This is a genomic window from Shewanella sp. BJSY2023SW001 (assembly GCF_047314685.1).
In the GTDB taxonomy this organism is placed as follows: Bacteria; Pseudomonadota; Gammaproteobacteria; order Enterobacterales; family Shewanellaceae; genus Shewanella; species Shewanella indica.
Genome location: NZ_JBKORF010000039.1, coordinates 25,372 through 49,004, shown reverse-complemented (window position 1 = coordinate 49,004; position 23,633 = coordinate 25,372). Strand labels below are relative to the sequence as shown.

Annotated in this window: 25 protein-coding genes; 13 read left to right on the top strand and 12 right to left on the bottom strand. The window is 51.9% G+C overall.

Going from position 1 to position 23,633, the window contains the following annotated elements:
* The first annotated feature begins 499 nt into the window (after window positions 1–499).
* Window positions 500–1,954, top strand: coding sequence for an MBL fold metallo-hydrolase RNA specificity domain-containing protein (locus ACMHXH_RS09515; RefSeq protein ID WP_144361054.1), 1,455 nt, complete (start codon window positions 500–502; stop codon window positions 1,952–1,954).
* 121 nt (window positions 1,955–2,075) lie between these two features.
* On the opposite strand, the gene ACMHXH_RS09510 is transcribed toward ACMHXH_RS09515, so the two are convergent.
* Both ACMHXH_RS09510 and ACMHXH_RS09505 read right to left on the bottom strand, forming a co-directional pair.
* Entirely contained in the window at window positions 2,076–2,315 is a 240-nt protein-coding gene (locus tag ACMHXH_RS09510; protein WP_039034436.1) for a hypothetical protein, read from the bottom strand.
* Window positions 2,316–2,377: 62 nt separating this feature from the next.
* Entirely contained in the window at window positions 2,378–2,779 is a 402-nt protein-coding gene (locus ACMHXH_RS09505; RefSeq protein ID WP_039034437.1) for a hypothetical protein, read from the bottom strand.
* Window positions 2,780–3,018: 239 nt separating this feature from the next.
* On the opposite strand from ACMHXH_RS09505, the gene ACMHXH_RS09500 reads away from it, so the two are divergent.
* On the top strand, window positions 3,019–3,591 hold the full coding sequence (locus ACMHXH_RS09500; protein WP_071476856.1) for an SRPBCC family protein: 573 nt from the start codon (window positions 3,019–3,021) through the stop codon (window positions 3,589–3,591).
* Here the strand turns inward: ACMHXH_RS09500 and ACMHXH_RS09495 are convergent.
* The gene (locus ACMHXH_RS09495; RefSeq protein WP_101095651.1) at window positions 3,579–4,520 is read right to left on the bottom strand and encodes a sodium-dependent bicarbonate transport family permease; all 942 of its coding nucleotides are present in this window, start codon (window positions 4,518–4,520) and stop codon (window positions 3,579–3,581) included. The genes ACMHXH_RS09500 and ACMHXH_RS09495 overlap by 13 nt on opposite strands.
* Window positions 4,521–4,612: 92 nt before the next feature.
* On the opposite strand from ACMHXH_RS09495, the gene ACMHXH_RS09490 reads away from it, so the two are divergent.
* Together ACMHXH_RS09490 and ACMHXH_RS09485 are read left to right on the top strand one after the other, a co-directional pair.
* The gene (locus tag ACMHXH_RS09490; RefSeq protein ID WP_071476855.1) at window positions 4,613–5,575 is read left to right on the top strand and encodes a LysR family transcriptional regulator; all 963 of its coding nucleotides are present in this window, start codon (window positions 4,613–4,615) and stop codon (window positions 5,573–5,575) included.
* Between the two features lie 114 nt (window positions 5,576–5,689).
* Complete coding sequence (locus ACMHXH_RS09485; RefSeq protein ID WP_039034440.1) at window positions 5,690–7,057, top strand: alanine/glycine:cation symporter family protein; 1,368 nt, start codon at window positions 5,690–5,692, stop codon at window positions 7,055–7,057.
* A gap of 51 nt (window positions 7,058–7,108) precedes the next feature.
* Here ACMHXH_RS09485 and ACMHXH_RS09480 read toward each other — a convergent pair whose 3' ends face one another.
* Window positions 7,109–8,461: a flavohemoglobin expression-modulating QEGLA motif protein gene (locus ACMHXH_RS09480; protein ID WP_144361053.1), complete on the bottom strand. Its 1,353-nt coding sequence runs from the start codon at window positions 8,459–8,461 to the stop codon at window positions 7,109–7,111.
* Window positions 8,462–8,683: 222 nt separating this feature from the next.
* Here ACMHXH_RS09480 and ACMHXH_RS09475 point away from each other — a divergent pair, with 222 nt between their 5' ends.
* Window positions 8,684–9,649 (top strand): PDC sensor domain-containing protein, encoded by a 966-nt coding sequence (locus ACMHXH_RS09475; RefSeq protein ID WP_071239136.1) that lies wholly within the window; start codon window positions 8,684–8,686, stop codon window positions 9,647–9,649.
* A gap of 35 nt (window positions 9,650–9,684) precedes the next feature.
* Here ACMHXH_RS09475 and ACMHXH_RS09470 read toward each other — a convergent pair whose 3' ends face one another.
* Complete coding sequence (locus tag ACMHXH_RS09470; protein ID WP_039034443.1) at window positions 9,685–9,867, bottom strand: PA3496 family putative envelope integrity protein; 183 nt, start codon at window positions 9,865–9,867, stop codon at window positions 9,685–9,687.
* 304 nt (window positions 9,868–10,171) lie between these two features.
* Between ACMHXH_RS09470 and ACMHXH_RS09465 the strand changes: the two genes are divergently transcribed.
* The 4 genes from ACMHXH_RS09465 to rimK all read left to right on the top strand — a co-directional run bounded on the left by ACMHXH_RS09465 (window position 10,172) and on the right by rimK (window position 15,462).
* On the top strand, window positions 10,172–12,304 hold the full coding sequence (locus tag ACMHXH_RS09465) for a CHASE domain-containing protein (RefSeq protein ID WP_405130425.1): 2,133 nt from the start codon (window positions 10,172–10,174) through the stop codon (window positions 12,302–12,304).
* Complete coding sequence (locus ACMHXH_RS09460; protein ID WP_039034444.1) at window positions 12,301–12,732, top strand: response regulator; 432 nt, start codon at window positions 12,301–12,303, stop codon at window positions 12,730–12,732. Before ACMHXH_RS09465 ends, ACMHXH_RS09460 begins: the two co-directional genes overlap by 4 nt.
* 12 nt (window positions 12,733–12,744) lie before the next feature.
* Window positions 12,745–14,472 carry a putative bifunctional diguanylate cyclase/phosphodiesterase gene (locus tag ACMHXH_RS09455; protein WP_413737995.1) on the top strand — a complete coding sequence of 576 codons (1,728 nt, stop codon included), beginning with the start codon at window positions 12,745–12,747 and terminating at the stop codon, window positions 14,470–14,472.
* An 84-nt stretch (window positions 14,473–14,556) separates the two neighbouring features.
* A complete protein-coding gene (gene rimK, locus ACMHXH_RS09450; RefSeq protein WP_039034445.1) occupies window positions 14,557–15,462 on the top strand; it encodes a 30S ribosomal protein S6--L-glutamate ligase in 906 nt (301 codons plus the stop codon).
* Window positions 15,463–15,503: 41 nt separating this feature from the next.
* Here the strand turns inward: rimK and ACMHXH_RS09445 are convergent, their stop codons facing one another.
* From ACMHXH_RS09445 to ACMHXH_RS09435, 3 genes are all read right to left on the bottom strand, one after another.
* Window positions 15,504–16,196 (bottom strand): TorF family putative porin, encoded by a 693-nt coding sequence (locus ACMHXH_RS09445; protein WP_071239134.1) that lies wholly within the window; start codon window positions 16,194–16,196, stop codon window positions 15,504–15,506.
* Between the two features lie 266 nt (window positions 16,197–16,462).
* Entirely contained in the window at window positions 16,463–16,735 is a 273-nt protein-coding gene (locus ACMHXH_RS09440) for an HU family DNA-binding protein (RefSeq protein ID WP_039034447.1), read from the bottom strand.
* 173 nt (window positions 16,736–16,908) lie between these two features.
* Window positions 16,909–17,304 (bottom strand): hypothetical protein, encoded by a 396-nt coding sequence (locus ACMHXH_RS09435; protein WP_039034448.1) that lies wholly within the window; start codon window positions 17,302–17,304, stop codon window positions 16,909–16,911.
* A 119-nt stretch (window positions 17,305–17,423) separates the two neighbouring features.
* Here ACMHXH_RS09435 and ACMHXH_RS09430 point away from each other — a divergent pair, with 119 nt between their 5' ends.
* Window positions 17,424–17,933 (top strand): DUF4240 domain-containing protein, encoded by a 510-nt coding sequence (locus ACMHXH_RS09430; protein WP_039034449.1) that lies wholly within the window; start codon window positions 17,424–17,426, stop codon window positions 17,931–17,933.
* A gap of 6 nt (window positions 17,934–17,939) precedes the next feature.
* On the opposite strand, the gene ACMHXH_RS09425 is transcribed toward ACMHXH_RS09430, so the two are convergent.
* Entirely contained in the window at window positions 17,940–18,245 is a 306-nt protein-coding gene (locus ACMHXH_RS09425; RefSeq protein ID WP_039034450.1) for a hypothetical protein, read from the bottom strand.
* 278 nt (window positions 18,246–18,523) lie between these two features.
* Between ACMHXH_RS09425 and ACMHXH_RS09420 the strand changes: the two genes are divergently transcribed.
* A complete protein-coding gene (locus tag ACMHXH_RS09420) occupies window positions 18,524–19,048 on the top strand; it encodes a DUF3016 domain-containing protein (RefSeq protein ID WP_039034451.1) in 525 nt (174 codons plus the stop codon).
* Here the strand turns inward: ACMHXH_RS09420 and ACMHXH_RS09415 are convergent.
* Together ACMHXH_RS09415 and ACMHXH_RS09410 are read right to left on the bottom strand one after the other, a co-directional pair.
* On the bottom strand, window positions 19,045–20,778 hold the full coding sequence (locus ACMHXH_RS09415; RefSeq protein ID WP_413737992.1) for a GGDEF domain-containing protein: 1,734 nt from the start codon (window positions 20,776–20,778) through the stop codon (window positions 19,045–19,047). The genes ACMHXH_RS09420 and ACMHXH_RS09415 overlap by 4 nt on opposite strands.
* Before the next feature lie 118 nt (window positions 20,779–20,896).
* On the bottom strand, window positions 20,897–21,208 hold the full coding sequence (locus ACMHXH_RS09410) for a hypothetical protein (RefSeq protein ID WP_039034453.1): 312 nt from the start codon (window positions 21,206–21,208) through the stop codon (window positions 20,897–20,899).
* 47 nt (window positions 21,209–21,255) lie between these two features.
* Here ACMHXH_RS09410 and ACMHXH_RS09405 point away from each other — a divergent pair, with 47 nt between their 5' ends.
* Together ACMHXH_RS09405 and ACMHXH_RS09400 are read left to right on the top strand one after the other, a co-directional pair.
* The gene (locus ACMHXH_RS09405) at window positions 21,256–22,143 is read left to right on the top strand and encodes a TraB/GumN family protein (protein WP_039034454.1); all 888 of its coding nucleotides are present in this window, start codon (window positions 21,256–21,258) and stop codon (window positions 22,141–22,143) included.
* A gap of 45 nt (window positions 22,144–22,188) precedes the next feature.
* Window positions 22,189–22,824 carry a chemotaxis protein CheD gene (locus ACMHXH_RS09400; protein ID WP_039034455.1) on the top strand — a complete coding sequence of 212 codons (636 nt, stop codon included), beginning with the start codon at window positions 22,189–22,191 and terminating at the stop codon, window positions 22,822–22,824.
* Here ACMHXH_RS09400 and ACMHXH_RS09395 read toward each other — a convergent pair.
* Window positions 22,785–23,579, bottom strand: coding sequence for a methyltransferase domain-containing protein (locus ACMHXH_RS09395; protein WP_162206927.1), 795 nt, complete (start codon window positions 23,577–23,579; stop codon window positions 22,785–22,787). The genes ACMHXH_RS09400 and ACMHXH_RS09395 overlap by 40 nt on opposite strands.
* Window positions 23,580–23,633 lie beyond the last annotated feature (54 nt).

The window sequence follows — 23,633 nt, the reverse complement described above, 5'->3', positions numbered from 1 at the left end:
GAAAGTTGCATAAAAAAATCCGATGACATGAGGTCATCGGATTTTGATCCTTTCAGTGAGATCGTCAAGCGATCTGTCTTAACTGATCGGCATTAATAAGGGAGTGTCACTTTTTCCCATAAGGGCATAGGCTTAGGGAAGGTGCGAACAAGTCCCATGCGTGCTCTGCGTTGGCTTACAGGCCTGTATGCAAGGCGTGGTTCGCAGCAAATGGCTAGTCCTTTACAAGAAGCACAACATAGCAGACAGGTTTGTAAGCAACGCCCTTCGGGGCTTTCACAGCAACCGGCTCTCTGCGTTATCCGACTTCGACAGGCCCCGGCATGCCTTCAGTCAGATGCCTTGAACGCCAATTGCTGTGCAAGCCAGAGTGCCACGAGGACTTATTCGCACCTTCCTTAGGAAGGTGCGGCAGAGTTTTCCCGAGATCCTGGCTTAATAGCGTTGGGAAGATTATCCGTAGCATCATTGGCCGAATCGTTTCAAAGAGGGAAGTGTTATGTCCATGAGCTTGCAGTTTTGGGGTGCCACCCAGGAAGTCACAGGTTCCTGCCATCTGTTGCGGGTCAACGATGCAAGTTTGTTGTTGGATTGTGGTCTTATTCAGGGAGGGCGGCAGGATGAACTGCGTAACCATGAAGCCTTTCCCTTTGCTCCTGAATCCCTGACTGCAGTGGTGTTGAGCCACGCCCATATCGACCATTCTGGGCGGCTGCCCCTGCTGGTGAAGCAGGGTTTTAGCGGCCCTATCTACACCCATAAAGCCACCATGGATCTGTGCGCCATCATGCTCAAGGACGCGGCCATGCTGCAGCAGCGTGATGCCGAGCGGCAGAACCGCAAACGCGCCAGGCAAGATCTCGAACCGATAGAGCCACTGTTCACCGAAGAAGATGTCGAACTGGCACTGACCCGTTTTATTCCACTGGACTATGGCACCAAGCTGGATCCCATTCCCGGTGTGACCCTGTGTTTGAGTGATGCCGGCCATATTCTGGGGTCGGCGCTACTGGAGCTGTGGATCAATGATGGCAACACCCAGAAAAAACTGGTGTTCAGTGGCGATCTCGGCCGCGCCGGTATGCCGATCCTCAAAGATCCTACGCTGATCCAACAGGCCGATCTGGTGTTGATGGAAAGCACCTATGGCGACAGGTTACACCGTAGTTGGGAGGCGACCCAGGAAGAACTCAAGGGGATCTTCGCGACAGCCATCAGTGAGAGCCGCGGCAATATCCTGATCCCTGCTTTCTCGGTTGGCCGGGCGCAGGAGCTTTTGTATCTGTTTCACCTCTATGCCGGGGAATGGGATCTGTCACGCTGGAAAATCTGCCTCGACAGCCCCATGGCGATAGAGGCCACCAAGGTGTATATCAATAACTATCCCTTGATGGACGAGGACTTCAAGCGCTTCGTGCATCAGCACCCCGGGCAGCACCCGCTGCTGTCTGGGATAGAGTTTATTCAAAGTACCGAAGAGTCGATGGAACTCAACGACGTACATCAGGGGCTTATTATTATTGCCGGCAGCGGCATGTGTAACGGCGGTCGTATCCGCTGTCATCTGGAACACAACCTGTGGCGGCCCGAGTGCGACATTATCATCTGTGGTTTTCAGGCACTGGGAACCCCGGGGCGGCTGTTGGTCGATGGTGCCAGTGAGCTCACCATCAACGGCAATTCGGTGAATGTCGCCGCCAGAATTCACACAGTCGGCGGGTTGTCGGCCCATGCGGATCAGGCCGAATTGCTGCGCTGGTACCGTGAGTTTGAAGGGGCGCCGCCACTCATTCTGGTTCACGGTGAGCCGGATGCCCAGCGGCAGCTCCTGAGTGTGCTGGAACATGCCGACGGTGTGCAGCCCAAACCCAGACCTCAGGCCTCGGCCATAGCGACCGAAGGCGACAAGCTGGATCTCAGCCGTTTACCCGAGCTGAGCTGGGTTGTGGGCTAAGTGTGTTGTCAGGCTTAACAGCTTCAGGGAATTAAACAGGGTTATTTTATCTTTGCCATTAACAAAAAATAAAAACGCTCCTTAATAAAGGAGCGTTTTTATTGTTGGCGCAAACTTGGCTTTAGCCTTGGCGCTGCCAGAGGATCTCCAGCTCATCGGCTTCGCCCATTGCGGCTTCCAATAGATTGATGAGTTCAGCATCGGCCTCTATGGCTTTAAAGGTTTCTAGTTGAGTGCGGTTCAGCCAGTAGTCCTGGTCGGCATCATGCTCTTCTACCAGGTTGTCGATCAGAAACTGCAGCTGTTGTTCGGAGATATGGCCGATAAAGGCGCCGGTTTCTTTATTGCTGAGTTGGATCATTCTCTCTCCTTGGATTGCTGTGGCCTTATTGGCCGAAAATCTTAGCTTGCACTATATCCTCTTCAGTAAGTGCGTTGAATCCCTTGTTTTGTCATAAAGGTCTCTTCATAAGCGACCCCTGCCAGGGTGGCGATAGCCAGGCCAAGCACCAGTGCCAGCAGTAGAGGCTTGCAAACCCCCATGGGCACCAGCCAGATCAGTAGCAGTGCCAATACGCAAATGCCCCCGCTGATGGGGTTGAATAAGAGTTCCAGACTGATCTCGAAAACATTTAAGGTTTCAGCGTCCTGATAGCGCCGGAAATGGAGCAGGAAATAGAGGGCTCCGCAGAGCAAACTGACACTGGAAAATGCCAATAGGCCGCTGAGGCTGAAAGTTTCTTTGAAGTATAAAGTGGCCTGGTAACCCGCCACAGTCAATATTGCCAGCCAGATAATAAGCAGTGGCGCCAGGATCAGTCCCATTACAGTCCTTTGGTTAGACGTCCATGTTTACAGGTGACTGTAACCTAAAAACATTTTTACAACAAACCACCAGTGGATGATTTGTGGCCTGGCTCGCTTCTCTGCCAAGATTTGCTAGCTCTAATAGCGGTAAAACCACTTTTTTCAATATTTAACAGATTGGTTACTTTTTAAGCTGTTTGCAGGATATACTCAGACAAGTAATTGTTGTCGGAAGAAAACTTGTTTGGAGAATCCTTATGCGTTTTATTAAGACACTGTTTATCCTGCTGGCACTGATAGTGGCTGTGCCGCTGATTGCCGCTCTGTTTGTCAAAAGCGACTATCAGGTGACCACCAATGTGGTGATAAATCGTCCGGTGGCCGAGGTCTATGACTATGTGAAGTATCTGAAGAATCAAGATAATTTCAGCGTCTGGGCTAAGATGGATCCGGCGATGAAGCGCAGTTATCGCGGCGTTGACGGCACTGTTGGCTTTGTCTCAGCTTGGGAGAGTGATAACCCAGAGGTGGGTCAAGGTGAGCAAGAGATAGTTGCCATGGAAACTAACAAACGTATAGATTATGAGCTCAGATTCCTGACTCCCTTCGAGGCCACTGAACCCGCCTACATGTTATTTGAGCCCTATGAAGGTAATAGAACCAACCTCAGTTGGGGCTTTAAGGGGCATCTGGATTATCCGATGAATCTGATGTTTCTGTTTGTCGATTTTGAAACCATGATCGCCACGGATCTATTGCGCGGGCTCAGTAATCTTAAGCTGTTACTCGAGTCTGCACCCGCGCCACAAGAACAAATTCAGAGCCCGTAAATCCAGGCGACCCATTGACGGTAAAGATTAAGCCCTATCAGCAGGTTAATCGGGAAAGTAACCCCCAGCGAGGCCAACATGGCCACGCCGATATTGGCCGATGGAATGGCCGCGCGGATCGCTGCCGGTGCCGCAATATAAGAGGCGCTGGCGCAGAGGCCGGCCAGTACCAGTGCCGAACCGGCGGGCAGCCCCAAGGCGTGACCTGTAATGATGCCCACCCAGGCAAGGACAAAAGGCGTAACGGCGGCAAATACCAACAGGCGCCAGTGACTCAAGGGCAGCGGAGCACACACCCTGGCGGTACATAAGCCCATCTCCAGCAGGAACAGCGCCAGCAAGGTCTTGAATCCCTGCATTAGCACAGGGCTCAAAGAGGCCAAGCCCTCAGCGCCGTAGCCCCATCCGATAAGCACGCCGCCCCCCAACAATATCACCCCACGACTGGTAAGCGCTTCCAGCAGAATATTGCCACTGCCTCCCGTTTTATTCCGGTTCAGGCGTCGATAGAGCCACAACATGACTATGATGGATGGCAACTCCAGCAGTACCAGATAGAGAGTGGTTTCGGGTTTGAGTGGCCAGCCCAGCTGCTCCGTCATGGCGTAGACAACGGCAAAGGTCCCGGCACTGACCGAACCGTAGTGGGCGGCAATACTGATGGCATCGCTCTGGGATAGGCGAACCACTTTTTTCAATATGGGATACAGCGCCAGCGGGATAGCCAGTCCCAGGCCTATCACCAACCCCAGCTCGGTAAAGGACAGCTGATCTGTGTGGCCGTGCAGTGCCATGCCACCCTTTAGGCCCAGGGTCAGCATTAACAGAATGGAAAGGGTTTCGTAGGTGGATTCGGGGACTCTGAGATCTGATTTGAGCAGACCGGCCAACAGGCCTAGGCCGAAAAAGGCAATAACAACATCAGGCATGGGGTTCTCCTTGTTAGACGGCTGGAGATTGTGCTCGCCCGGCGCTATATTGGAAAATAAATTATTCACTACATATATATAGATAATTATCTATGGATCTTCGTCATCTCAGCCTGCGCTTGTTGCAGGTGTATATCGAAGTGGTCCGGCGGCAGAATATTTCCGCCGCTGCCAGACACCTTTATCTGACTCAGCCGACCGTATCGCTGCAATTGAAAAAATTGGCCGAGCTGGTGGGGGAGCCATTACTGGAAAACGGCCCGGGAGGACTGCGACCGACCCAGGTAGGCCAGGAGCTGTATCGTGCCGCCGTGGATGTGATGACTCGTTTGGAAGACTTCAACGGTATGCTGGCCAAGGTGCGGGAAGGGCAGAGCGGCCACATCAATATCGGCCTGGTGACCACGGCTAAGTATGTGGTGCCGCGGATCCTCGGCGCCTTCTATCGCCATTTCCCCGGCGTCCGAGTCACACTGAACATAGGCAACCGTGCCCATGTACTGAATCGCTTTGAGCATCTGGAAGATGATCTTTATCTCTTCAGCCATCCCCCCAGGGGCGATACTGTGCAATCGGCGCGGATCATCCGTAACCCTCTGCAGTTGATTGCCCCCAGAAACCATTGGGCCGCCGGGCAGAGTGAACTCAAGTTTGAGCAGCTCAGTCGCGAGCGCTTTCTCATCCGTGAGCCTGGTTCGGCTACTCGGTTAATGTTTGAGTCCTGGCTCAGTGGTCAGGGGATGGAACTGGGCGACTGTATGCAGATCGAGAGTAATGAAGCCATTCGTCTGGGGGTCGCTTCTGGGCTGGGGTTATCTGTTATTTCGGCCCATACCCTGGAGGAAGGGCGTGAGCGCCCGGCTATTCTGAACGTGAAGGGCTTCCCGTTGGAGAGCAACTGGTATCTGGTGAGTCGTAAAGACAGGCGCATGCCTTATGCGGCGCGGCAATTGGTGCACTTTATGGCTGAGCATCTGCAGCAGTGTATAGAGGCTGAATGGGTGGCCGGTGATATAGCCCAGCTGCCGGCCAACCTGGGGTTGAGCGCCGACTGAGTTTGACCTCGGGTTTTCAATTGTTAATATTTCGTTGTAACCTGGGTATTCCTTATGCTGTTTTGCCATAACAGGTGGACACTGCAGCGATAACAATAACTACACGAGGTTGGAATGGAAACGATAATGGAGTGGGTTAGCCAGCTTAACAGCCTGGTTTGGGGTGTGCCCATGCTGGTGATGATCCTGGGGGTAGGACTGTTTCTGTCCATAGGTTTGCGCTTTATGCAACTTCTCAAGCTGGGGAGAGGCTTCCGTTTACTCTGGTCCGGGCGGATCCCGGATAAAGACACCAATATGAAAGGGGAGATCAGCCCCTTCAATGCGCTGATGACGTCACTGTCGGCCACCATAGGCACAGGGAATATCGCCGGAGTGGCGACGGCAATTTTTCTTGGCGGCCCGGGGGCATTGTTTTGGATGTGGTGCACCGCGCTGGTGGGGATGGCTACCAAGTTTTCAGAAGCCGTGTTGGCGGTCAAGTATCGCGAGGTCGATGACAGCGGCAACCACATAGGTGGCCCCATGTACTACATCAAGAATGGCCTCGGCCAGAAATGGGCCTGGTTGGGAACGCTATTTGCTTTATTTGGTGGCTTTGCCGGTTTTGGTATCGGCAATACAGTACAGGCCAATTCGGTGGCTGACGCCTTGGACAGCAACTTTGGTGTTCCAGCCTGGGCAACTGGCCTGGTCATGATGATCCTGGTGGGTGCAGTCCTGATGGGCGGTATCAAACGGATTGCCGATGTGGCCGGTAAGTTGGTGCCCTTGATGACTGTGTTTTATATCACAGCAGGCTTGGCTGTGATTGTGGTCTATTTCGATCAGATCCCGGCGGCACTGGAGTTGGTATTCGAGAGCGCCTTTAGCCCAGTGGCGGCCCAGGGTGGCTTCGCCGGGGCGGCAGTTTGGGCTGCTATACGTTTCGGGGTCGCCCGAGGGGTATTTTCCAATGAGGCCGGTCTTGGCAGTGCACCTATTGCCCATGCGGCAGCCCAGACCAATAACCCAGTGGCTCAAGGTCTGGTAGCCATGCTGGGTACCTTTATTGATACCATAGTGGTCTGCTCCATCACAGGTTTGGCGATTATCGTTTCCGGCGCCTGGACCTCGGGGGAAACCGGCGCAGCCTTGACCTCCTATGCTTTCAGCCATGCCTTGCCCATAGGGCATTACATAGTGGCGGTGGCTTTGGCAATTTTCGCCTTTACCACTATTCTCGGCTGGAGTTTTTACAGTGAAAAGTGCGTTCAGTATCTGTTCGGCATTCGCGCCATAGTGCCGTTTCGCCTGGTCTGGACTCTGATGGTGCCGGTAGGGGCTGTTGCGTCTTTGGACTTTATCTGGCTGGTGGCCGATACCCTCAATGCCATGATGGCTATCCCCAACCTGATAGCCCTGGCGCTACTCAGTCCAGTGGTTTTCGCGCTGACTCGGGAATATTTCATCAAGCAGCGTCAGGCCGAGTTGCAAAAATAGTGATTGGTTTAGAACCCAAAACAGGGCAACTCGAGTTGCCCTGTTTCTTTATCAGTCGGCGTTGCTGTCAAACTCAGTGTCTTCCTGCAGTTCAAACATGGGTTCGGCATTGGGTAACTGCTTGAATAGATGACTGAAGTGCCGCTGAACGCCTTTGAGGTCTATCCCGGCCATCCCGGAGGCGAAACCAAACCAGGCATAGAGGCCACTGAAGTTATCGAACATGGGCGGCAGATACTTGGGGGCGGCAATAAGCCCCTCCCTATGAGCCTGATAAAGTACAGGGATATCTTCAATGGCCAGCTTACCGACAAACAACATGGGGATGATCTCCGGGATCCCGGCTGTGATGGCGGAGCGGATAAAGTTAATGTTTTCCACATAGCCGCGCACATAGGAGATATCCTTGGTGAAGTAACTGCCACCTTGCACCATACCACCGCGAAATACCCGCTGAGTCACCCGGTAACTGTCTCGTTTACTGAGATTCTGGCCGCAGAAATAGTTGAATACTTCTATGAAGTCAGCACCTTGCTCGGCCATGTCGACCGCAGTGATCCTGTCGCTGATGCGTCTTGCCCGCCCTGGGTTGGAGCTCAGGGTGATGGTTTCCATCAATACCGCCAACCCTTCCTGGGCTGCGGCTACCCTGGGGGAGCCGACACTGAGCCAGGTGGCCCAGGGTTGAGCCCGGCCATTGAGGGTTGTGCCCACATGTACCCAGCCCTCATGTACCTCATAAACATCGAGATCCGATTGGCTGAATAGCGCCTTGCTGTTGAGTTTGACCGTATCGCCACCCACGGCGGCATCCGAGACTATGCCGTCACTGAGGCGTACCCGAATATCGTCGCTGTGGAAATAATCTTTCAGGCGGCGGCCGAGTATGTCCACCGCCTCCGGCGCGGCGATTTCTTTGGGGTGATGGCGATTGCTGCGCAGCGCTGCCGGCAGCGAGAAGATGTAACTCAAACGATCGCCGAGCTGTCTGAGGTTGTGTCTGTCGCCGTGGAGCTTATGGTTGGCGCTACCGTAGAGGCGACGGCTGAACTCACCGAATTCGGCCTTACCTCTATGTTGCAGCATGTCGATAACCTGAAGATACTGCTCGATATTAGCCACCAATATCTTGCCAAGCTTGTCGTATCTTCCCAGACGCTTGCGGGTCTGCAAACGCAGTTCGGTTAACTCTTGGCGAGTCTTATCCGGGTCAAAAGGCAGTGGCAGACGCTGGTAAAACTCGGCGTCTATGGCGGGTAATTGTTTACCGTTATTCTCGAGAAATCGGGCTTCCACCTCCCTCGGCCATTTGATGGCATCGAGGATTTTTATCGGTTTCTGCAACCGGATAAGCTCGTCCGAGAGGCGCCGCAGATCCTCTTTATAGGTACTTGTGTCTGGCATCAATGGTCTCCTCGGAAGACACAGGTTATTGGCGGCTATCATCTTGGATAACGCGCTGTCTGGCAACAGAATTTATCCTTGCCAGATCTTGGTGCAGTTGCTTGGTTATTGAGCATAGTCGGCGTACATAATTTAAGCTAATTAATTGATATTCATCATGTTGTAATATTGGCACTCAAGCTGCTTATTTGAGGTTGTATAGGCGAACTTTCAGGAGCCCTTATGGCAAATATGAGTTACTTGAGTGTGATTGAACGTTTTCATGAGTATCAGCCGCTAATCGATGAACTATTGCAGTCGATTTTGACCGGAATGGCCGATGCTCAGCTCTTTGATGACACAGGGCGGGCCATTAAGGTGTTTTCTGAAGTGTCGGCCTGTTATCCCTTTGTGGAATTGATGTATTTGCTGGATGAAAATGGCCAGCAGGTGAGTCCGAACCTGGCCCTTATCCAGCAAAAGATCAAACTGCTGGCGGTGGGGGAACATCCGGATCGCAGCCAGCGCCCCTATTTTCTCAATACCAGCGACAAGAGTGGGGTACAGATAACTTCGCCTTATCTTTCCAATGCGTCCGGGCAGTTATGTTTATCGGCGTCCCTGGGCGTGAGCCGTTTGGATGCCAGTCGTGGCTTTGTGGTGGTAGATATCAACCTGACCCGGCTGATTGAGTTTATGATGGGCGACAGTTTAAGACGCAAGGTGACGCCGCTGTTCAAGGCGGTTTATCTCACTCTGGTGACAGGGCTATTCATCATAGTCGGGGTATTGGTGTTGATTTCGGCCAGGGATATCTGGCATTTATTGGCGCAGGGGCCGCAGTTGGCTCATGATTCGCTCAAGCCGTTTGGGATCATCATCTATATCACCCTGGCGTTGGCGATATTCGATCTCGGTAAGACCATACTGGAAGAAGAAGTGTTGATGCACAAAGACATCTTCCGCCACAGTTCCACCCGGCGCACCATTACCCGCTTTGTTTCCACCATATTGATCGCCATCTCCATCGAGGCCTTGCTGACCATGTTCAAGGCATCACTCGGACAGGTGGAGTATATTCAGGGAGCGATTTTGATGATGTTGGCGGTGGTTGGCTTGTTGGTGGCCTTGGGGCTATACGTCTGGTTGGGTGCCAAGGCCGAAGCCCTGCTTATCCAAACCCAGTCTTTGCGGGGGCGGCAAGGATAAGGAGGATGTTGCTGACATCCTCCTATTTCTGAAGGCTAAAACATATCGTCATCATCGAGCCCCATGGCTCGTCTGAGTTCCAGGCGTTCCAGATAATCCTCCAAACGGCGTTTTATCTGGCGTTTGTGTTGCAGCGCCTTCTCGGCCTGGCGGTTTTTTGGGGTGGTCATCGCTTCAATTTCAGCATCGTTGGGCACGAGTTCAACAATATGGGCCATCACGAATTCCTCATGGTTTATCCAAGGATTTTCTAGCCAAAAAAGCATTGGCTGAAAAGCAAAAATTTTTGTCTAACAAAGCAAATGATTCTGTCCGTCCCTCTAGTCAATATTAGTTTTGGTTAAACTGAAATCTAGCATTGAGCTTCTGTTGAATGTGAGATCGAGACAACATTTTGACGATATTTTCCAAGAACCTAAATCTTGGGGATTTTGTGCTGTTTTTGACTTGTTTTTTTCATGAACCCGACCAGAATTAACCCCATGGCATTCGCTTAATTGGCTAAGGACTCGGCTGTTTATGATCCCGGACGATCGTCTCACCGCATCATCCACCTCTGTAAAACGCTTCGGCTTTTCCACTCCGGCCTCGGTTTGGGTGATTATCCTGGTTGCACTCCTTTTTACTTGCCTGGGTTGGTATCTGTTTAATCAATATGCGGAGCAGCGTGGACGTGAGCGCTTTGAGTATCAGGCCATGTTGGTCAAAGATGCCATAAGAGATCGTCTGTTGACCTATGAGCAGGTACTGCGGGGTGGCGTGGGCCTGTTTATGGCATCCGATGGTGTGACCCGTGAGGAGTGGCACGAATATGTGACCAACGCCAAGATGGAGAGTTTTTATCCCGGGATCCAGGGAATAGGCTATAGCGTTATTGTACCCCCGGAGCAGTTGACTGCTCATGAGGCAGCTATCCGCGCTGAAGGTTTTGAAGAATACCGGGTGTACCCAGTCGGTAAGCGTGATGCCTACCAGGCCATTATCTATCTGGAACCCTTCGATTGGCGTAATCGGCGGGCATTTGGTTATGACATGTATTCCGAACCGACTCGCCGAGAAGCGATAGACAGAGCCATCAACACCGGGGAGGCGGCAATATCCGGCAAAATTACCCTGGTACAGGAAACTCAGCAGGATATTCAGGCCGGCTTCTTGATGTACTTAGCACTTTATGATGACACCTCTGTCGGCCCCAAGGCCGCTAAAGGTGTGGTTTATGCTGCCTTTCGAATGAACAACCTGATGCAAGGCATTTTGGCCGACAAGTTTCCCAGTCTGAATCTAGAGATCTTCGATGGCGACACCCCCTCTGACACTTCGCTGCTGTACAGCACTGAGGAGGAAGGCCAGGTTACCAAAACCTATAACCAAGTACTGCCACTCAAGGTCGGCGGTCATCAATGGTTGCTGCAAATCGGTGCCGACAAGAGTTTTGTCACCGAAACCGAGAAGCTGCAAAGCAAGCTGATGTTGGGCATAGGCGTGCTATTTATCATGGTGTTGCTCTATTTTCTGCTCAGTAACGCCAGGGCCAGGTATCAGGAAGGCTTGCTGGCCAATGAGATCCTGGCCAATGAAAAGCGCTTCCGCTTGGTTATCGAGGCCTCGCCGTCGGCGCTGATCATGGTCGACGGTCATGGACTCATCACTCTGGTGAATGCCCATACAGAGCAACTGTTCGGTTATGCCCGGGATGAGCTGCTGGGCCGCAGCGTGAATATACTGCTGCCGGAGAGCCTGCATAAGTCGCACAATCAACACATGGGGGGCTACCTGCAGCAGCCGATTGCCAAGAATATGTCCCAGCGTGATGACCTGTTTGGCCGCGCCAAAGATGGCTCTCTGGTGGCGGTTGAAGTGGGGTTGACCCCAATTCATTTTACTAATGGCCAGTCGATTCTGGCCACTATCAATGATGTCTCGGATCGCAAACGGATTGAAGCGGAAAAAGCCCGCCACACGGAAGCGCTGGAGAAAATAAACCGTGAGCTGGACAGTTTTGCCTACATAGCTTCTCACGACCTCAAATCGCCGCTGCGGGGCATAGAGCAGTTATCCGAGTGGCTAGCAGAAGATCTCAGTGACAACAGCAGCGAACAGGTACAAAAGTATTTGCGACTGATCAAGAGCCGGGTCCAGCGAATGGTTCGGCTGCTGGATGGCTTGTTGACCTTCTCGCGCATAGGCAGAGTGGATACCGAGTTGACAGAGGTGGACAGCAAACAGTTGCTGCAGGATACCTTCAGCCTGGTGGCTCCGCCAACTGGGTTCAAGCTGGTTATCTTGTCTGAAATGCCTGTGCTGACCACGGCCAGGGTGCCGCTGGAGTTGGTATTTAGAAACCTATTCAGCAACGCCATCAAACATCACGATAAAGAAGAGGGGGTACTCAGCGTCAGCAGCGAGCGTCAGGGAGACTACTATTGTTTTTGTGTTATGGATGACGGCCCTGGGATAGCGGTCAAGTTTCATCATAAAATTTTCGCCATATTCCAAACACTTAAACCAAGAGATGAAGTTGAAGGCAGTGGTCTGGGGCTCTCTTTGGTGAAAAAGTCGGTGGAAAACATGGGCGGCAAGATCTGGGTGAAATCGGAAGGGCGCGGTTGCAGCTTTTATTTCACTTGGCCGGTCCACTTCAAGGAGGAGTCATGAGCCAAACTGCCGGATATAAGGAAGTCACTATTCTGTTGGTTGACGACGATGATGTCGATTACATGGCGGTACAACGAGCAATGCGGCAGCTTAGGCTACTGAATCCCTTGGTCAGAGCCAAAGATGGTTTGGAGGCCTTGGAGATGCTGAATGATGGCCGGGTGCACCACCCCTATCTGATCTTGTTGGATCTCAATATGCCAAGGATGAATGGCTTGGAGTTTCTCGGCCATATCCGCAACGACCCTGTGCTGTCTCTCTCCGTGGTTTTTGTGCTGACTACTTCAAGTGCCGATGAAGACAAGGTCGAGGCTTATAAGCATCATGTGGCAGGTTATATGGTCAAGCATGAAATAAGTGATGGTTTTTATAATATTTTCAATATGCTGGAAAGTTATTGGCGTATTGTCGAATTGCCGGAAGCCTGAGGGATGGAAAGCATGAATCTGCTGTTGATCGATGATGATGAGATAGACAGAGCCGCTATCATCCGCGCCCTGGAACAATCGTCACTGGCGTTCAAGGTGATGGAGGCCAACTGTGCCCAGAGTGGCTTGGAGTTCGCCTGCCAACAACATTTCGATGGCATACTGCTCGACTATATGTTGCCCGATGCTAATGGTCTGGAAGTATTGAGCCGTCTCAATGAATCTGCCGGAGAGCAGACCGCGGTAGTGATGATTTCCCGTTATGAAGACGATAAGCTGGCACAGCGCTGTATCGAACTTGGGGCGCAGGATTTTCTGCTCAAGGATGAAGTGAATACCAGCCGCTTGACCCGTGCAATCCGCAATGCCAAACAGCGGGCCTCGATGGCGTTGGCACTGCGCCAAAGCCACGAGAAACTCAAAGAGCTGGCTGAACATGATTCCCTGACCAAGCTGGTCAATCGCTACGGTTTTGAACTCTGCCTCAATCGTACCTTGAGTCAGGTCAAGCGCCATCAGGACATGCTGGCGGTGATCCTCTTGGATCTGGATGATTTCAAGGGTATCAACGACACCTTAGGGCACCAGGTGGGGGATATCCTATTGGTGGAAGTGGCCAACCGTCTAAGCGCGGCGCTCAGGGAAGGAGATCTGATTGCCCGTCTAGGCGGCGATGAATTTGTGGTGTTGGTGACAGAGTCCGAGAATCGTTACTTTCCGATGGCGGTGGCCAATAGGCTGCAGCAGGCCTTCGAAGAGCCTTTCCCGCTTGGAGAACATGAGGTGCTGATCGGCGCCAGCATTGGCATTGCAGTGTACAGTGATTCTGTCTGTGATAGTTCTGAGCTGCTCAAGTGTGCCGATATAGCCATGTATCGCGCCAAAAAAATTGGCCGCAATCAGATCCAGTTTTATTCTGAAGAGTTGGCCAGGGAGGTGAGGTTTCGTAACCGTATCGAAATGGGGCTGAGAACTGCGCTGGAGCGGGATGAATTCAGGGTCTTTTATCAGGGGAAATTCGATGCAATTTCCGGCGAGCTTTTGGGAGTGGAGGCGCTGCTGCGCTGGCAACATCCTGAGGATGGTCTGCTGTCGCCTGACAGTTTTCTGCCTATAGCAGAAGAGATAGGCCTGGTGGATGAGATAGGTGAGTGGGTGTTGGTACAGGCATGCGCGCAAACCGTTGAGTGGCTGACGATGTTGGCTCCTGTAGGCAAGCGGTTATCAGTGGCGGTAAACCTGTCACCGTCGCAGATTATTCGCGAAACCCTGTATCAGACCATAGTCAGGGTATTGCAGCAAACCGGGTTGCCGGCGTCGCAACTGGAGCTGGAACTCACCGAAAATGCCCTGATTGAAGAACCGCTGGAGCTGGCCAAGGTGTTGGAGCGGATTGCTGCCTTGGGGGTAGTGTTGTCTTTGGATGACTTTGGCACCGGCTTTTCATCTCTCGAGCACATCAAATATTTTCCTATCAATGTACTTAAAACCGACAAGAGTTTTGTGGCTTCGGTCGAGCAGGATGAACGTGGTAAACGTCTGTTGTCTGCCTTGATTAATTTTGCCAACGGTTTTAACGTGGTGTCTGTGGCTGAGGGTATAGAGACAGAGGCGCAGGCGCAGTTTTGTCGTGAACGAGGCTGCAATCTGCTGCAGGGATATCTTTACTGTCGGCCGATTCGGCCCACGGATTTTGAAGTGCAGCATATTTTACCTTTGCTGGCCGAGGGGAATGTTTGATTTTGCTTGCCTATTGGCAAAGTATGGTCAAAGATGCCTGCTCTTTTTGCTGGGCCATAACTCTCTTTACCGGGTCTTCCAAACATGAAAATCGGTATCCTCTCTCAATTTCCCGAGCTTTATTCTACCCGCAGGCTGGTGGAAGCCTGTGAGGGACGCGGTCATCAGGCCTTGGTGATCAATCCACTCAACTGTTATATGAACATCAACTCGGTGCAACCCAGTATTCATCTTGAAGGTGAAGAACTCAGCGGTTTTGATGCCATTATCCCGAGGATCCATGCCAGTGTGACTTTTTATGGCTGTGCCCTGGTGCGCCAGTTCGAGATGATGGGGGTGTACGCCGCCAATGATTCTATCTCCATTGCCCGCTCAAGGGATAAGCTGCGGGCACTGCAGTTGCTCTCTCGCAAAGGGGTAGGTATGCCGGTCACCGGCTTTGCCAGCAAGCCGGACGATATTCCGGATCTTATCGCCATGGTGGGTGGTGCGCCGCTGGTGATTAAACTTTTGGAAGGCACCCAAGGAATAGGCGTGGTGCTGGCCGAAACCAAGAAGGCCGCCGAGAGCGTTATTGAAGCCTTTCTGGGGCTTAAGGCCAACATTCTGGTACAGGAATATATCAAAGAAGCCAACGGCAGTGATATCCGCTGCTTCGTGGTGGGCGACAAGGTGGTTGCGGCCATGAAACGCCAGGGGCCGGAAGGAGATTTTCGCTCCAATCTGCATTTGGGTGGCAGCGCCGAGAAAATCAAGATTACCCCCCAGGAGCGCAAGAGCGCCATAGATGCAGTCAAGGCGATGGGGCTGGCTGTGGCCGGGGTGGATATTCTTCGCTCTGAGCGCGGCGCTTTGGTGCTTGAAGTCAATTCGGCTCCGGGTATTGAAGGCATAGAACTGACTACAGGCATCAAGGTGGCAGAGCCGATAGTGGAGCATATCGAAAAAATGGTTGCTGCCCGTAAACACAATCGGACTGTCATCGCCTAATTGCGCCTCGGGCTTTCCCCATATAGGAGTTCGCACCTTCCTTAGAATTCGAACTCATAGACATAGCTGAGCACTATCTTGGCATCGTCGTCCGGCAGATCCGTATCGGCTACCATAAAGGAGACAGAGCCTATGCCTGTGTCCTTGCTGATGGCCAAATGGTAGTCGGCGTAGTTGGAAACCTGGAACCAGCTCTGCACCACATCGCCGTCTGAATAACCATAGTGTGCCGTCAGCGTCACGGTTTCCGTGATGGGATAGCTGAAACCCGCGTGGATATAGCTCAAATCCTTGTTATCCAGCGGCGCTTTGGCTACATCATCACCGGCATTGACCACCTTGGCATAACCCAGCTCAAACCACTTCCAACTGAGGGTCAACGCCAGTTCGCCAAAGTCGATATCACCCTTGGCATCAGGATAACCATAGTAGAGATAGCCGATGTCATAGCCAAAGTCTTCGCCTATGCTGCCGGAGTAACCGCCGTAAAAATCGAGCTCGTAACTGGTGTCATCACCAAAGTCGACATTAGAGGCCCAGGTGCCCAGGTAAAAGCCAGAGTCGTGGCTGTAGTCTATACCGCCTTGAACGGCGACAGAGTCATTTGTTTGGGTAACCCCGCGCCACAGATAGTTGGAGGCGACGCCGATATTCCCTGATACAGTCGCCTGGACTTCGCCGGCCAGCAACAACAGACCTGCAATAACTGACATTGAAAACTTGGTGTGTTTCATTCTCATCCCCTCGATGGTTGGGTTCCGGAACCGGGCAAGCTTGACCGGCGCAGACACTCGTTATTGTCTTTGTGGGATGAGCGAATCTTGTGCCAAGTTTAAATGAATATGAAATACAGAAAGTTAGCTTTTATTCTGAAACTCAGTTAACAGATTGTTGCCTTTAGTTAGGGCGTTTTGCCCTTTTTTTGTGCAGTGGAATGTTGGGAACTACAGACAATAAAAAAACGCCTCAATATGAGGCGCTTTCATCCGTGAAAAGCAGTTTAGTTGACGCTGTCACGCAGTGCCTTACCGGCTTTAAACTTGGGAATAGTGGCTGCAGGGATCTGGATCTCTTTGCCGGTTTGCGGATTACGACCTGTGCGGGCCGCGCGGGTTGAGGTTTCGAAAGAACCAAAGCCTACGATGGAGATTTTAGATCCTTCTTTCATGGCATCAGTCACTGCTACTTCGAACGACTTGAGGGCGCGGGCAGCTTCTGCCTTGGACAGGTTTGCATGTTCTGCCATTTTTGCGATTAGTTCAGTTTTGTTCATCTGGAGCGTCTCTTCTTTCCGTCGATTGAATTATTATTGCCCATCTAACATGCCATAAGGTTTTTGGCTTGAAAAGGCCTTTCAGCGGGCTTCTTGGGCTTTATTCGCTATTTTTTAACCAAAATTATACAAAATTGTGAGCCGGTCGCTGATTTCCTTAAATTCAGTGCGATCTAGTCAGATTTTTCCTGTTGCAAGAAGCGTTTTGTGTTGGTGGAAAAAGCTACCCAATACTGGAATGCCAGCAAGGCCAACAACACAGCCGCCAGCGGCAGCAAGGGGATATTGCGTCCAGCCAGCTCAAGTTTGACATCTTCAGGCGTTATCTGCAGTGCCATCAATGCAGTAGCGGCCAATGCCAGTAGTCCCAGAGTCTGGATAAAGAGATAGATACGCAGTGCCCACAGCGACCAACTTGTACGTAACATTATGCCTACCAATACTGGGATGACTCCCAAGGTAAACAGATCTACTGCACCTGTGCTGATGGTGCGCCACAGTGCTACCCCGGCCAGTACCAGATAGAGGATGCAAAGCAGTACCAATGGTATTGGTCTTGAAATGGACATAAATGACTCCTGTGAGAAATGGGCCTAAGTCTATGGAAAGCCCTGGGGTGAGTCCAGCCGGATTTTAATCGCATTTTCCGGTAAAATGAGCGCCGACATTTTTGGCAGGATAACACTCAATGACAGAAGAGCAGTTCTGGGAGCTGGTCAGCCGCGACTATCCCGATCAGGAACAACAGGAACTCCAGGCGCGTTTGACCGAAAAACTGCAAAGCCTGGGCGATGATGAGCTGGCAGAGTTTGATAAGCACTTTGCCAGGCTGCTCAGGTTGAGTTACAGCTGGGATCTTTGGGGCGCAGCTTACATTATTGCCGGAGTTGATTCAGATTATGGTTTCGCCGAGTTCCGGAACTTCCTGGTGACTCTGGGAAAGGAGCGTTATCAGGCGGCCTGCAATGCAGCGGATTCGCTGGGAGAGCTGGAAGTTTGGCCGCAATTGAATGGTTACGCCTATCCTTTTGTTGAGGAGATAGATCTGCTGGCCGGCCAGCTATACGAGACCCGTACCGGCAAAGAGTTACCGTTTGTGCCTTCGGGGCTGAGTCAGCCCAAGGGCAAGCGTTTCAACGACCAGCCCAAGGCACTGCGTAAACAGTACCCCAAGCTCAGCGCCCGTTTCCCCTTCTAAGCAGACTTAGTCGTTACGCATCTGCTCGCACTGAAAGCCCTGGCGGCGGGAGTCAAAGCGGCAGTAGCTGCCGCACTCCCAAGGAGCCCCTTCTGCGGCCTGGGACTTCTCGATGGCGAACGCTTTACAGCTGGCATAGTCGCCAAAATCGTCCTCTTTGAGATAACGCCCCGAATCGAAACCATGGGTATAAATGAAGGCACTCCAGGTTTCCGGCCCCTTGGGTTTAGCATCCTGATTGATGGCAATGAGAACAATTCCCAGAGCGGTAAAGAGTCCCAAGGTAATTAGCAAAGGCGGTGAGAGTTTCACTGGTGCTCCTGTAATGGCTCGGTTTTTCGGTCTATTAGATTACTTCAGCGGGGCTGACTCAAGCCGCATTGTTTGAAAGTTTGTTGCTGCGGCTACAAATTGATACTCAAGTTAATCTTCCTGGATGATGTATTACGAAAAATATCACATTAAAATAGCTACTTATAGCACGACACTATTCGCATATTAGTTTTGCGTTAAGCCCGGATTCAGGTTAAATTTTATACTCTGAGTTTGAAGCAAAAGCATACTGACAATCGCTCCCAAAGGAGGCTGAGATGAAAATCAGACATCTGTTACTTGTAAGTGCCCTGGCCTCTGGCTCGGTGCTGGCGGCCGACAAGGTCGATGAAAACCCGGTTACCGAGTCGGGTAAGGTCAAAATTGAGTGGCAGTCACCTAAGGATTTTCGGGATATCAAGTCTGCCAGCGAGCTGCAATCCCGTTATGAAAAACGTCTGTTCGATACCTTGACCAAGACTCTGGATAAAGACGTTTCATCTTCTCTAAAAGACAACCAAAAGCTGGAGCTGACGGTCACAGACGTGGATTTGGCCGGTGATGTGCGGCCTACCTTTGGTGCTACTGCTAACGATATACGTGTAGTCAAGAACGTTTATCCACCAAAAATAAGCTTCAGTTATCGCTTGTTGGAAGGCGATCAGGTAGTCATTGCCGGCGATGAAAAGCTGACCGATATGCAGTTTCTCGACCATGTGGACAGAATCAACAGCGACAGCTTCCGCTATGAAGAAAGAATGCTGAAAGACTGGTTCCAGAAAACACTCAAGCCAAAACTCTAAGCCGTTTTCGGCATATCCAGCAAGCACAGCCCTTGGGGGGTGTGCTTGGCCTGCTTTTTCGCCAGCGCACACAGGCGGGATAATTCATGTTCGTTGGCATCCAGACTCAATGGCGGTGGCAGTATTCCGACGCTGAGGCGCAATAGCGGTTGAAAGCATTCCTGCTCTTGTCTGTCCTTGGCAAATAAGCGCTGTCTTTGCCAATGTTCATCACTGAAGAATTGCCTTTTACTCTGCTCAAACTCGGCCAATATCTGCTGGCAAACCCCGAGTAGTTTTGGCTCTGTGCCTATCATCACAAAATCATCGCCACCCACGTGGCCGATAAACTGCGCTTTACCATATTGTCTGAGCAGGTCGGCTACGGCCCTTATCACTTCATCACCACGACTGAAGCCATAGATGTCGTTATAAGGCTTGAAATGGCATAGATCAAAATAGGCCAGATAGAAATGCTGTCGTAGTTTGCGCAGCCGTTGCAGCTCTTCCTGAATGGGTACATTCCCGGGCAATTCAGTTAACGGGTTGGCGTGGCGCGCCATCTGTATTCTATGTTCAGTAATGCGCTGCAGCAGCTCGCGGGTGTGACCAAGACCGATAAACTCACCTTGACGCAGGATAATGAATTCCTGCGCTATTTCGGAGCCAGGCTTGGCGGTAAGTTTTTGGCTTACCAATGACAGAGGTGTGGCCGCATCGACCAGAAGCACGTCTCTGTCCATGAGTTCAGTCACCGCCTGGTGTTCATGCAAGGCGCGGCCATAGGGACGGGAAAATAGCTCCATCAGCCGATGGCGATAGACCAGTCCCAAGGGACGTTTATGCTCCAGCACCACAATGCACTGAAGCTCCGGCTGGGAGAGAAAGCGTTCGCTCAACTGCTTGAGCTCAGTCTCGGAGGGGCAGGTTTGTGCCTGATGGCACAGGCTCTCCGCCGCCTCGTTGTATCTAGGTTGCTCCTGCTGACGAATGGTGAGATAGCGGGTTTGCAGTTGTCTATCCGGCTGCACCTCGGGTCTGCCAAGCAAAAAGCCCTGACAATAGGTGATCCCGAGCTGGCGCAGTATCGTCAGCTCGGCTTCTGTCTCTATACCCTCGGCGATGACTTTACAGGTCAGGCTTTGGCAAAGCTCTATGATGGAGCGGACAAACTCCTGTTTTACCGGAAACTTGTCTATTTGGTGAATAAAGTGGCGATCAATTTTGACATAGTCGGGGGAGAGTTCTGACCAGAGACGCAGGCCAGAATAACCGGCACCCAAGTCGTCGAGAGCGGTCAAAAACCCCTGATTGCGATAGTGATTAAGGCAGGCTTTGAGCTGATCTATGTCATCGGCAGGGTATTGTTCCGACAGCTCTATGACCACATTGGATGGCGCTATGCCGAACTGTTGCAAGAGCTTGAGTGTTTGCCCCTTGGGATGGGTTGGATCCAGCAGCGCCTTGGGTGAGATATTGATAAAAAGCTTGCCAGGCAGTTGTTTTTGCTGAAATTGGGCTATGGATACCCGGCGACACAAGGTTTCCAGCTCGGAGAGGCGCCCCAGGCGTTCGGCAGCACTGAACAGATGAAATGGAGAGTGAACGCTGCTGCCTATGGGGCCGCGGCTTAAGGCTTCAAAACCATGAATACTGTTGCTGTCTATGTTGATAATCGGCTGAAACAGTGCGGTGACATCCTCGTTATCCAACACACTTCCGAGTTCAGCTATTCTGTCTATGGCCATCAAACTGCAATACCTTACAAGGCCCCAAATCGGATAGAGTCTAGGTGTTGCAAGTGACACTAAGATGACAAAGCCGGGCTTGACCCGGCTTATCGGAGTGATTTTGCAGTTTGAACTCTTGCTATTTACTCTGCTGTTTAAATTGTTGCAGCGTTTGCAACAAGACTGCCAGTTTCGGCAGTAGGGCTTCCAGCTGTTCCGGGGTGGGTGCCGTTTCGGCTTCAAGATCCGCTACCGCCTGTGCCAACTCCTGTACATAGGGGAGGAAGCGGTTACTGCATGTGGTAAAGCCTTGCTCTTGAGTGAATACGGCAGAAAACTTTCCATGACCGGCTTGTTGCAGCTGATCCAGACGATTATCGGCATCGACAGCCTGGCGGTAAGCGGTCTGCAGATTGGCTTTCAGTTGCTCAATGACCTTGGTGTATGGCATAACAGCCTCTAACTGATGAACTTTGGCTGAAATTATAAGGAACAGGGATGCGCGCAACAAGTCGACTGCTGTGGTTCTTCTTCGGATGTGGCTTACTTTTAAGTGGTTGGGCCCAAGCAAAAGATGGTGATACACCACCCTTCTACCAGTTGGAGTTTGCCGGTAAGACGGCTTTTCTCATGGGCTCAGTGCATGTCGGCAAGGCTGATTTTTATCCACTGCCAAACCAGATAGAGCAGGCCTATCACAATGCCGGTGCTCTGGTACTGGAAGCTGATATTCGCGATCCTGCGGCGCAGCAATTGCTGCAGCAGTATGGCTTGAAGGCTGCAACACCGGATGAGGAAACTCAGACGCTGCTGCAGGGATACTGTGGCGGTAAACCTTTATGTCGGCAATTGGCTATGATGTCCCCCTGGTTGCAGTCGGTACAGATCAGTATGCAACGCTTCGTGGAGCTGGGTTATCAACCCAGCCTGGGTGTTGAGCAGTATCTGTTGGATGGGGTAGGTGGCAAACCTGTGTTAGAGCTGGAAAGTACAGAAATGCAGTTGGCACTGCTGGACTCGCTGGCGCTGGAGTACCAGTGGAATATGGTTAGGGAGAGCATTCGCGGTGAAGATAGGGAGATCCAGGCGCTGATCACGGCCTGGCGCAGCGGGAATGAAAAAGCGTTGGCCGAATTGATGCTGCATCAGCTGTCCACCGAAGGAGAAAACGTATTGCTGGAAAAACTGCTGTGGCAGCGTAACCAAGGCATGGCCGAGCGTCTGTTGAGTCTGATGGGTTCCAATCAGGCGCCACTATTTGTGGCCGTCGGTGCCGGGCATCTGGCCGGCAAAAGGAGCCTACTCGAGTATCTGCATAAAGCCGGAGTCGACAGTCGTAACTGCTGGCAGCAAAGCTGTGATATACCGCCCGGCGAGGCAAACTGAGGCGCTGAGGTCTATACTTGCTGTGCTTGAACACAGGGAGTTGAGATGCAAGGCATTAGCGATGCGTACAAGGGGTTTGAAGGAACAGTTCGCCAGTGGGATCAACGTTTTGGCAAGGTGGTTGCCAGGGTCGACCCCGGCGGTTTTTATATTACAGGTGCCGATGAGTACATTTTTACCCGTTTGGGTTCCTGTGTGGCGGCTTGTATCTGGGATCCCGTACTCGGCATAGGTGGCTTGAATCACTTTCTGTTACCCGAGCGTAAACTTCACGAAGATTGGCAGCAACTGACCAGTTACAGCTGTCGTTACGGCAACTGGGCCATGGAGCAGTTGGTCAACGCCATACTCTGTGTCGGCGGTCAGCGACATAGATTACAGGCCAAGATTTTTGGCGGTGCCAGAATGGGCCAAAACAGTGTGCTGAATGTCGGCCGGTCCAACATAGATTTTGTACTGCGTTATCTCAAACTTGAGCAGATCCCTGTGCAGGCGGAGGATTTGGGCGGCCCTTGGCCGCGCAAGGTGATGTTTCACCCCAACAGCGGCAAGGTCTTGCTCAAGCACATGGATCCCGAACGTCTGGCGCAGCTGGTGCCGGAAGAGAACCGTTATCTGGATCAGATAGTGGATAGCAAAGATCAACCTTCAATCGAGTTATTCGGCCCGGATGCCTTGTGAGCAATGAAATGCACGTAACGGCCCAGAGACAGATAGGGTTGCTGGCGTGAGTATTTCAGCTCCATCTCAAGTAGTTGCTGGAAGTCGAAATTATCCGGCAAGCTCTTTTTAAGATAGTCATGGATGACTCTTACCCCGGATTCACACCTCAACTCCAGTTGCCACTCCTTAAACCAAGCTTGTACGTCAGCTATTTGCAGCGGATGTTTCGGGCTGAGGCGGACTTTTTTGCGGGTTTGCAGATCGGCAGCCACGTAGTCGAGATTACCTGACACCAGGGCGTGAAAGCGCATCGCTTCCTTATTGAAAAACATCAGTGAAAACAGGCCGTCATCTTTCAAGAGTGACAGCAAGCCCGCCAGCGTACCTTTGGCATCATGCAACCATTCGGCAACCGCATGGCAGAGAATGAGGTCGAACTGGCCCAGTTCCGTTACGTTCAGCTCCTGGATAGCGCAGTGCAGCAGTTGAATATCCAAGGGGGCGGCCGAGGCGGCTATCTGTTCCCGGGCTTGTTCCAGCATGGCCGATGAGATATCGCACAGCACCACCTCATGCCCCATAGCCGCCAGTTTCTGACTGAAAAAACCGAAACCGCCACCGGCATCCAGTACTCTGAGTTTACGGCCGGCAAAGTAGGGTAACTGTTCCTGCAGATCGCGCCAGAGCACCGCGGCTCTGATCTGTCCTTTAGGGGTTCCATAAATATTGTTGGCGAACTTTTGCGCCAGCTTGTCAAAGTTCTGATCTTGCACTTTGGAGGGTTCTGAATGACTTGAAGGCATATAGTGTCTCACAAGCCGCAGCCC

Coding starts and splice junctions, on each gene's coding strand:
- ACMHXH_RS09515 (WP_144361054.1), top strand. CDS start 500: ATGTCCATGAGCTTGCAGTTTTGGGGTGCCACCCAGGAAGTCACAGGT.
- ACMHXH_RS09510 (WP_039034436.1), bottom strand. CDS start 2,315: ATGATCCAACTCAGCAATAAAGAAACCGGCGCCTTTATCGGCCATATC.
- ACMHXH_RS09505 (WP_039034437.1), bottom strand. CDS start 2,779: ATGGGACTGATCCTGGCGCCACTGCTTATTATCTGGCTGGCAATATTG.
- ACMHXH_RS09500 (WP_071476856.1), top strand. CDS start 3,019: ATGCGTTTTATTAAGACACTGTTTATCCTGCTGGCACTGATAGTGGCT.
- ACMHXH_RS09495 (WP_101095651.1), bottom strand. CDS start 4,520: ATGCCTGATGTTGTTATTGCCTTTTTCGGCCTAGGCCTGTTGGCCGGT.
- ACMHXH_RS09490 (WP_071476855.1), top strand. CDS start 4,613: ATGGATCTTCGTCATCTCAGCCTGCGCTTGTTGCAGGTGTATATCGAA.
- ACMHXH_RS09485 (WP_039034440.1), top strand. CDS start 5,690: ATGGAAACGATAATGGAGTGGGTTAGCCAGCTTAACAGCCTGGTTTGG.
- ACMHXH_RS09480 (WP_144361053.1), bottom strand. CDS start 8,461: ATGCCAGACACAAGTACCTATAAAGAGGATCTGCGGCGCCTCTCGGAC.
- ACMHXH_RS09475 (WP_071239136.1), top strand. CDS start 8,684: ATGGCAAATATGAGTTACTTGAGTGTGATTGAACGTTTTCATGAGTAT.
- ACMHXH_RS09470 (WP_039034443.1), bottom strand. CDS start 9,867: ATGGCCCATATTGTTGAACTCGTGCCCAACGATGCTGAAATTGAAGCG.
- ACMHXH_RS09460 (WP_039034444.1), top strand. CDS start 12,301: ATGAGCCAAACTGCCGGATATAAGGAAGTCACTATTCTGTTGGTTGAC.
- ACMHXH_RS09455 (WP_413737995.1), top strand. CDS start 12,745: ATGAATCTGCTGTTGATCGATGATGATGAGATAGACAGAGCCGCTATC.
- rimK (WP_039034445.1), top strand. CDS start 14,557: ATGAAAATCGGTATCCTCTCTCAATTTCCCGAGCTTTATTCTACCCGC.
- ACMHXH_RS09445 (WP_071239134.1), bottom strand. CDS start 16,196: ATGAAACACACCAAGTTTTCAATGTCAGTTATTGCAGGTCTGTTGTTG.
- ACMHXH_RS09440 (WP_039034447.1), bottom strand. CDS start 16,735: ATGAACAAAACTGAACTAATCGCAAAAATGGCAGAACATGCAAACCTG.
- ACMHXH_RS09435 (WP_039034448.1), bottom strand. CDS start 17,304: ATGTCCATTTCAAGACCAATACCATTGGTACTGCTTTGCATCCTCTAT.
- ACMHXH_RS09430 (WP_039034449.1), top strand. CDS start 17,424: ATGACAGAAGAGCAGTTCTGGGAGCTGGTCAGCCGCGACTATCCCGAT.
- ACMHXH_RS09420 (WP_039034451.1), top strand. CDS start 18,524: ATGAAAATCAGACATCTGTTACTTGTAAGTGCCCTGGCCTCTGGCTCG.
- ACMHXH_RS09410 (WP_039034453.1), bottom strand. CDS start 21,208: ATGCCATACACCAAGGTCATTGAGCAACTGAAAGCCAATCTGCAGACC.
- ACMHXH_RS09405 (WP_039034454.1), top strand. CDS start 21,256: ATGCGCGCAACAAGTCGACTGCTGTGGTTCTTCTTCGGATGTGGCTTA.
- ACMHXH_RS09400 (WP_039034455.1), top strand. CDS start 22,189: ATGCAAGGCATTAGCGATGCGTACAAGGGGTTTGAAGGAACAGTTCGC.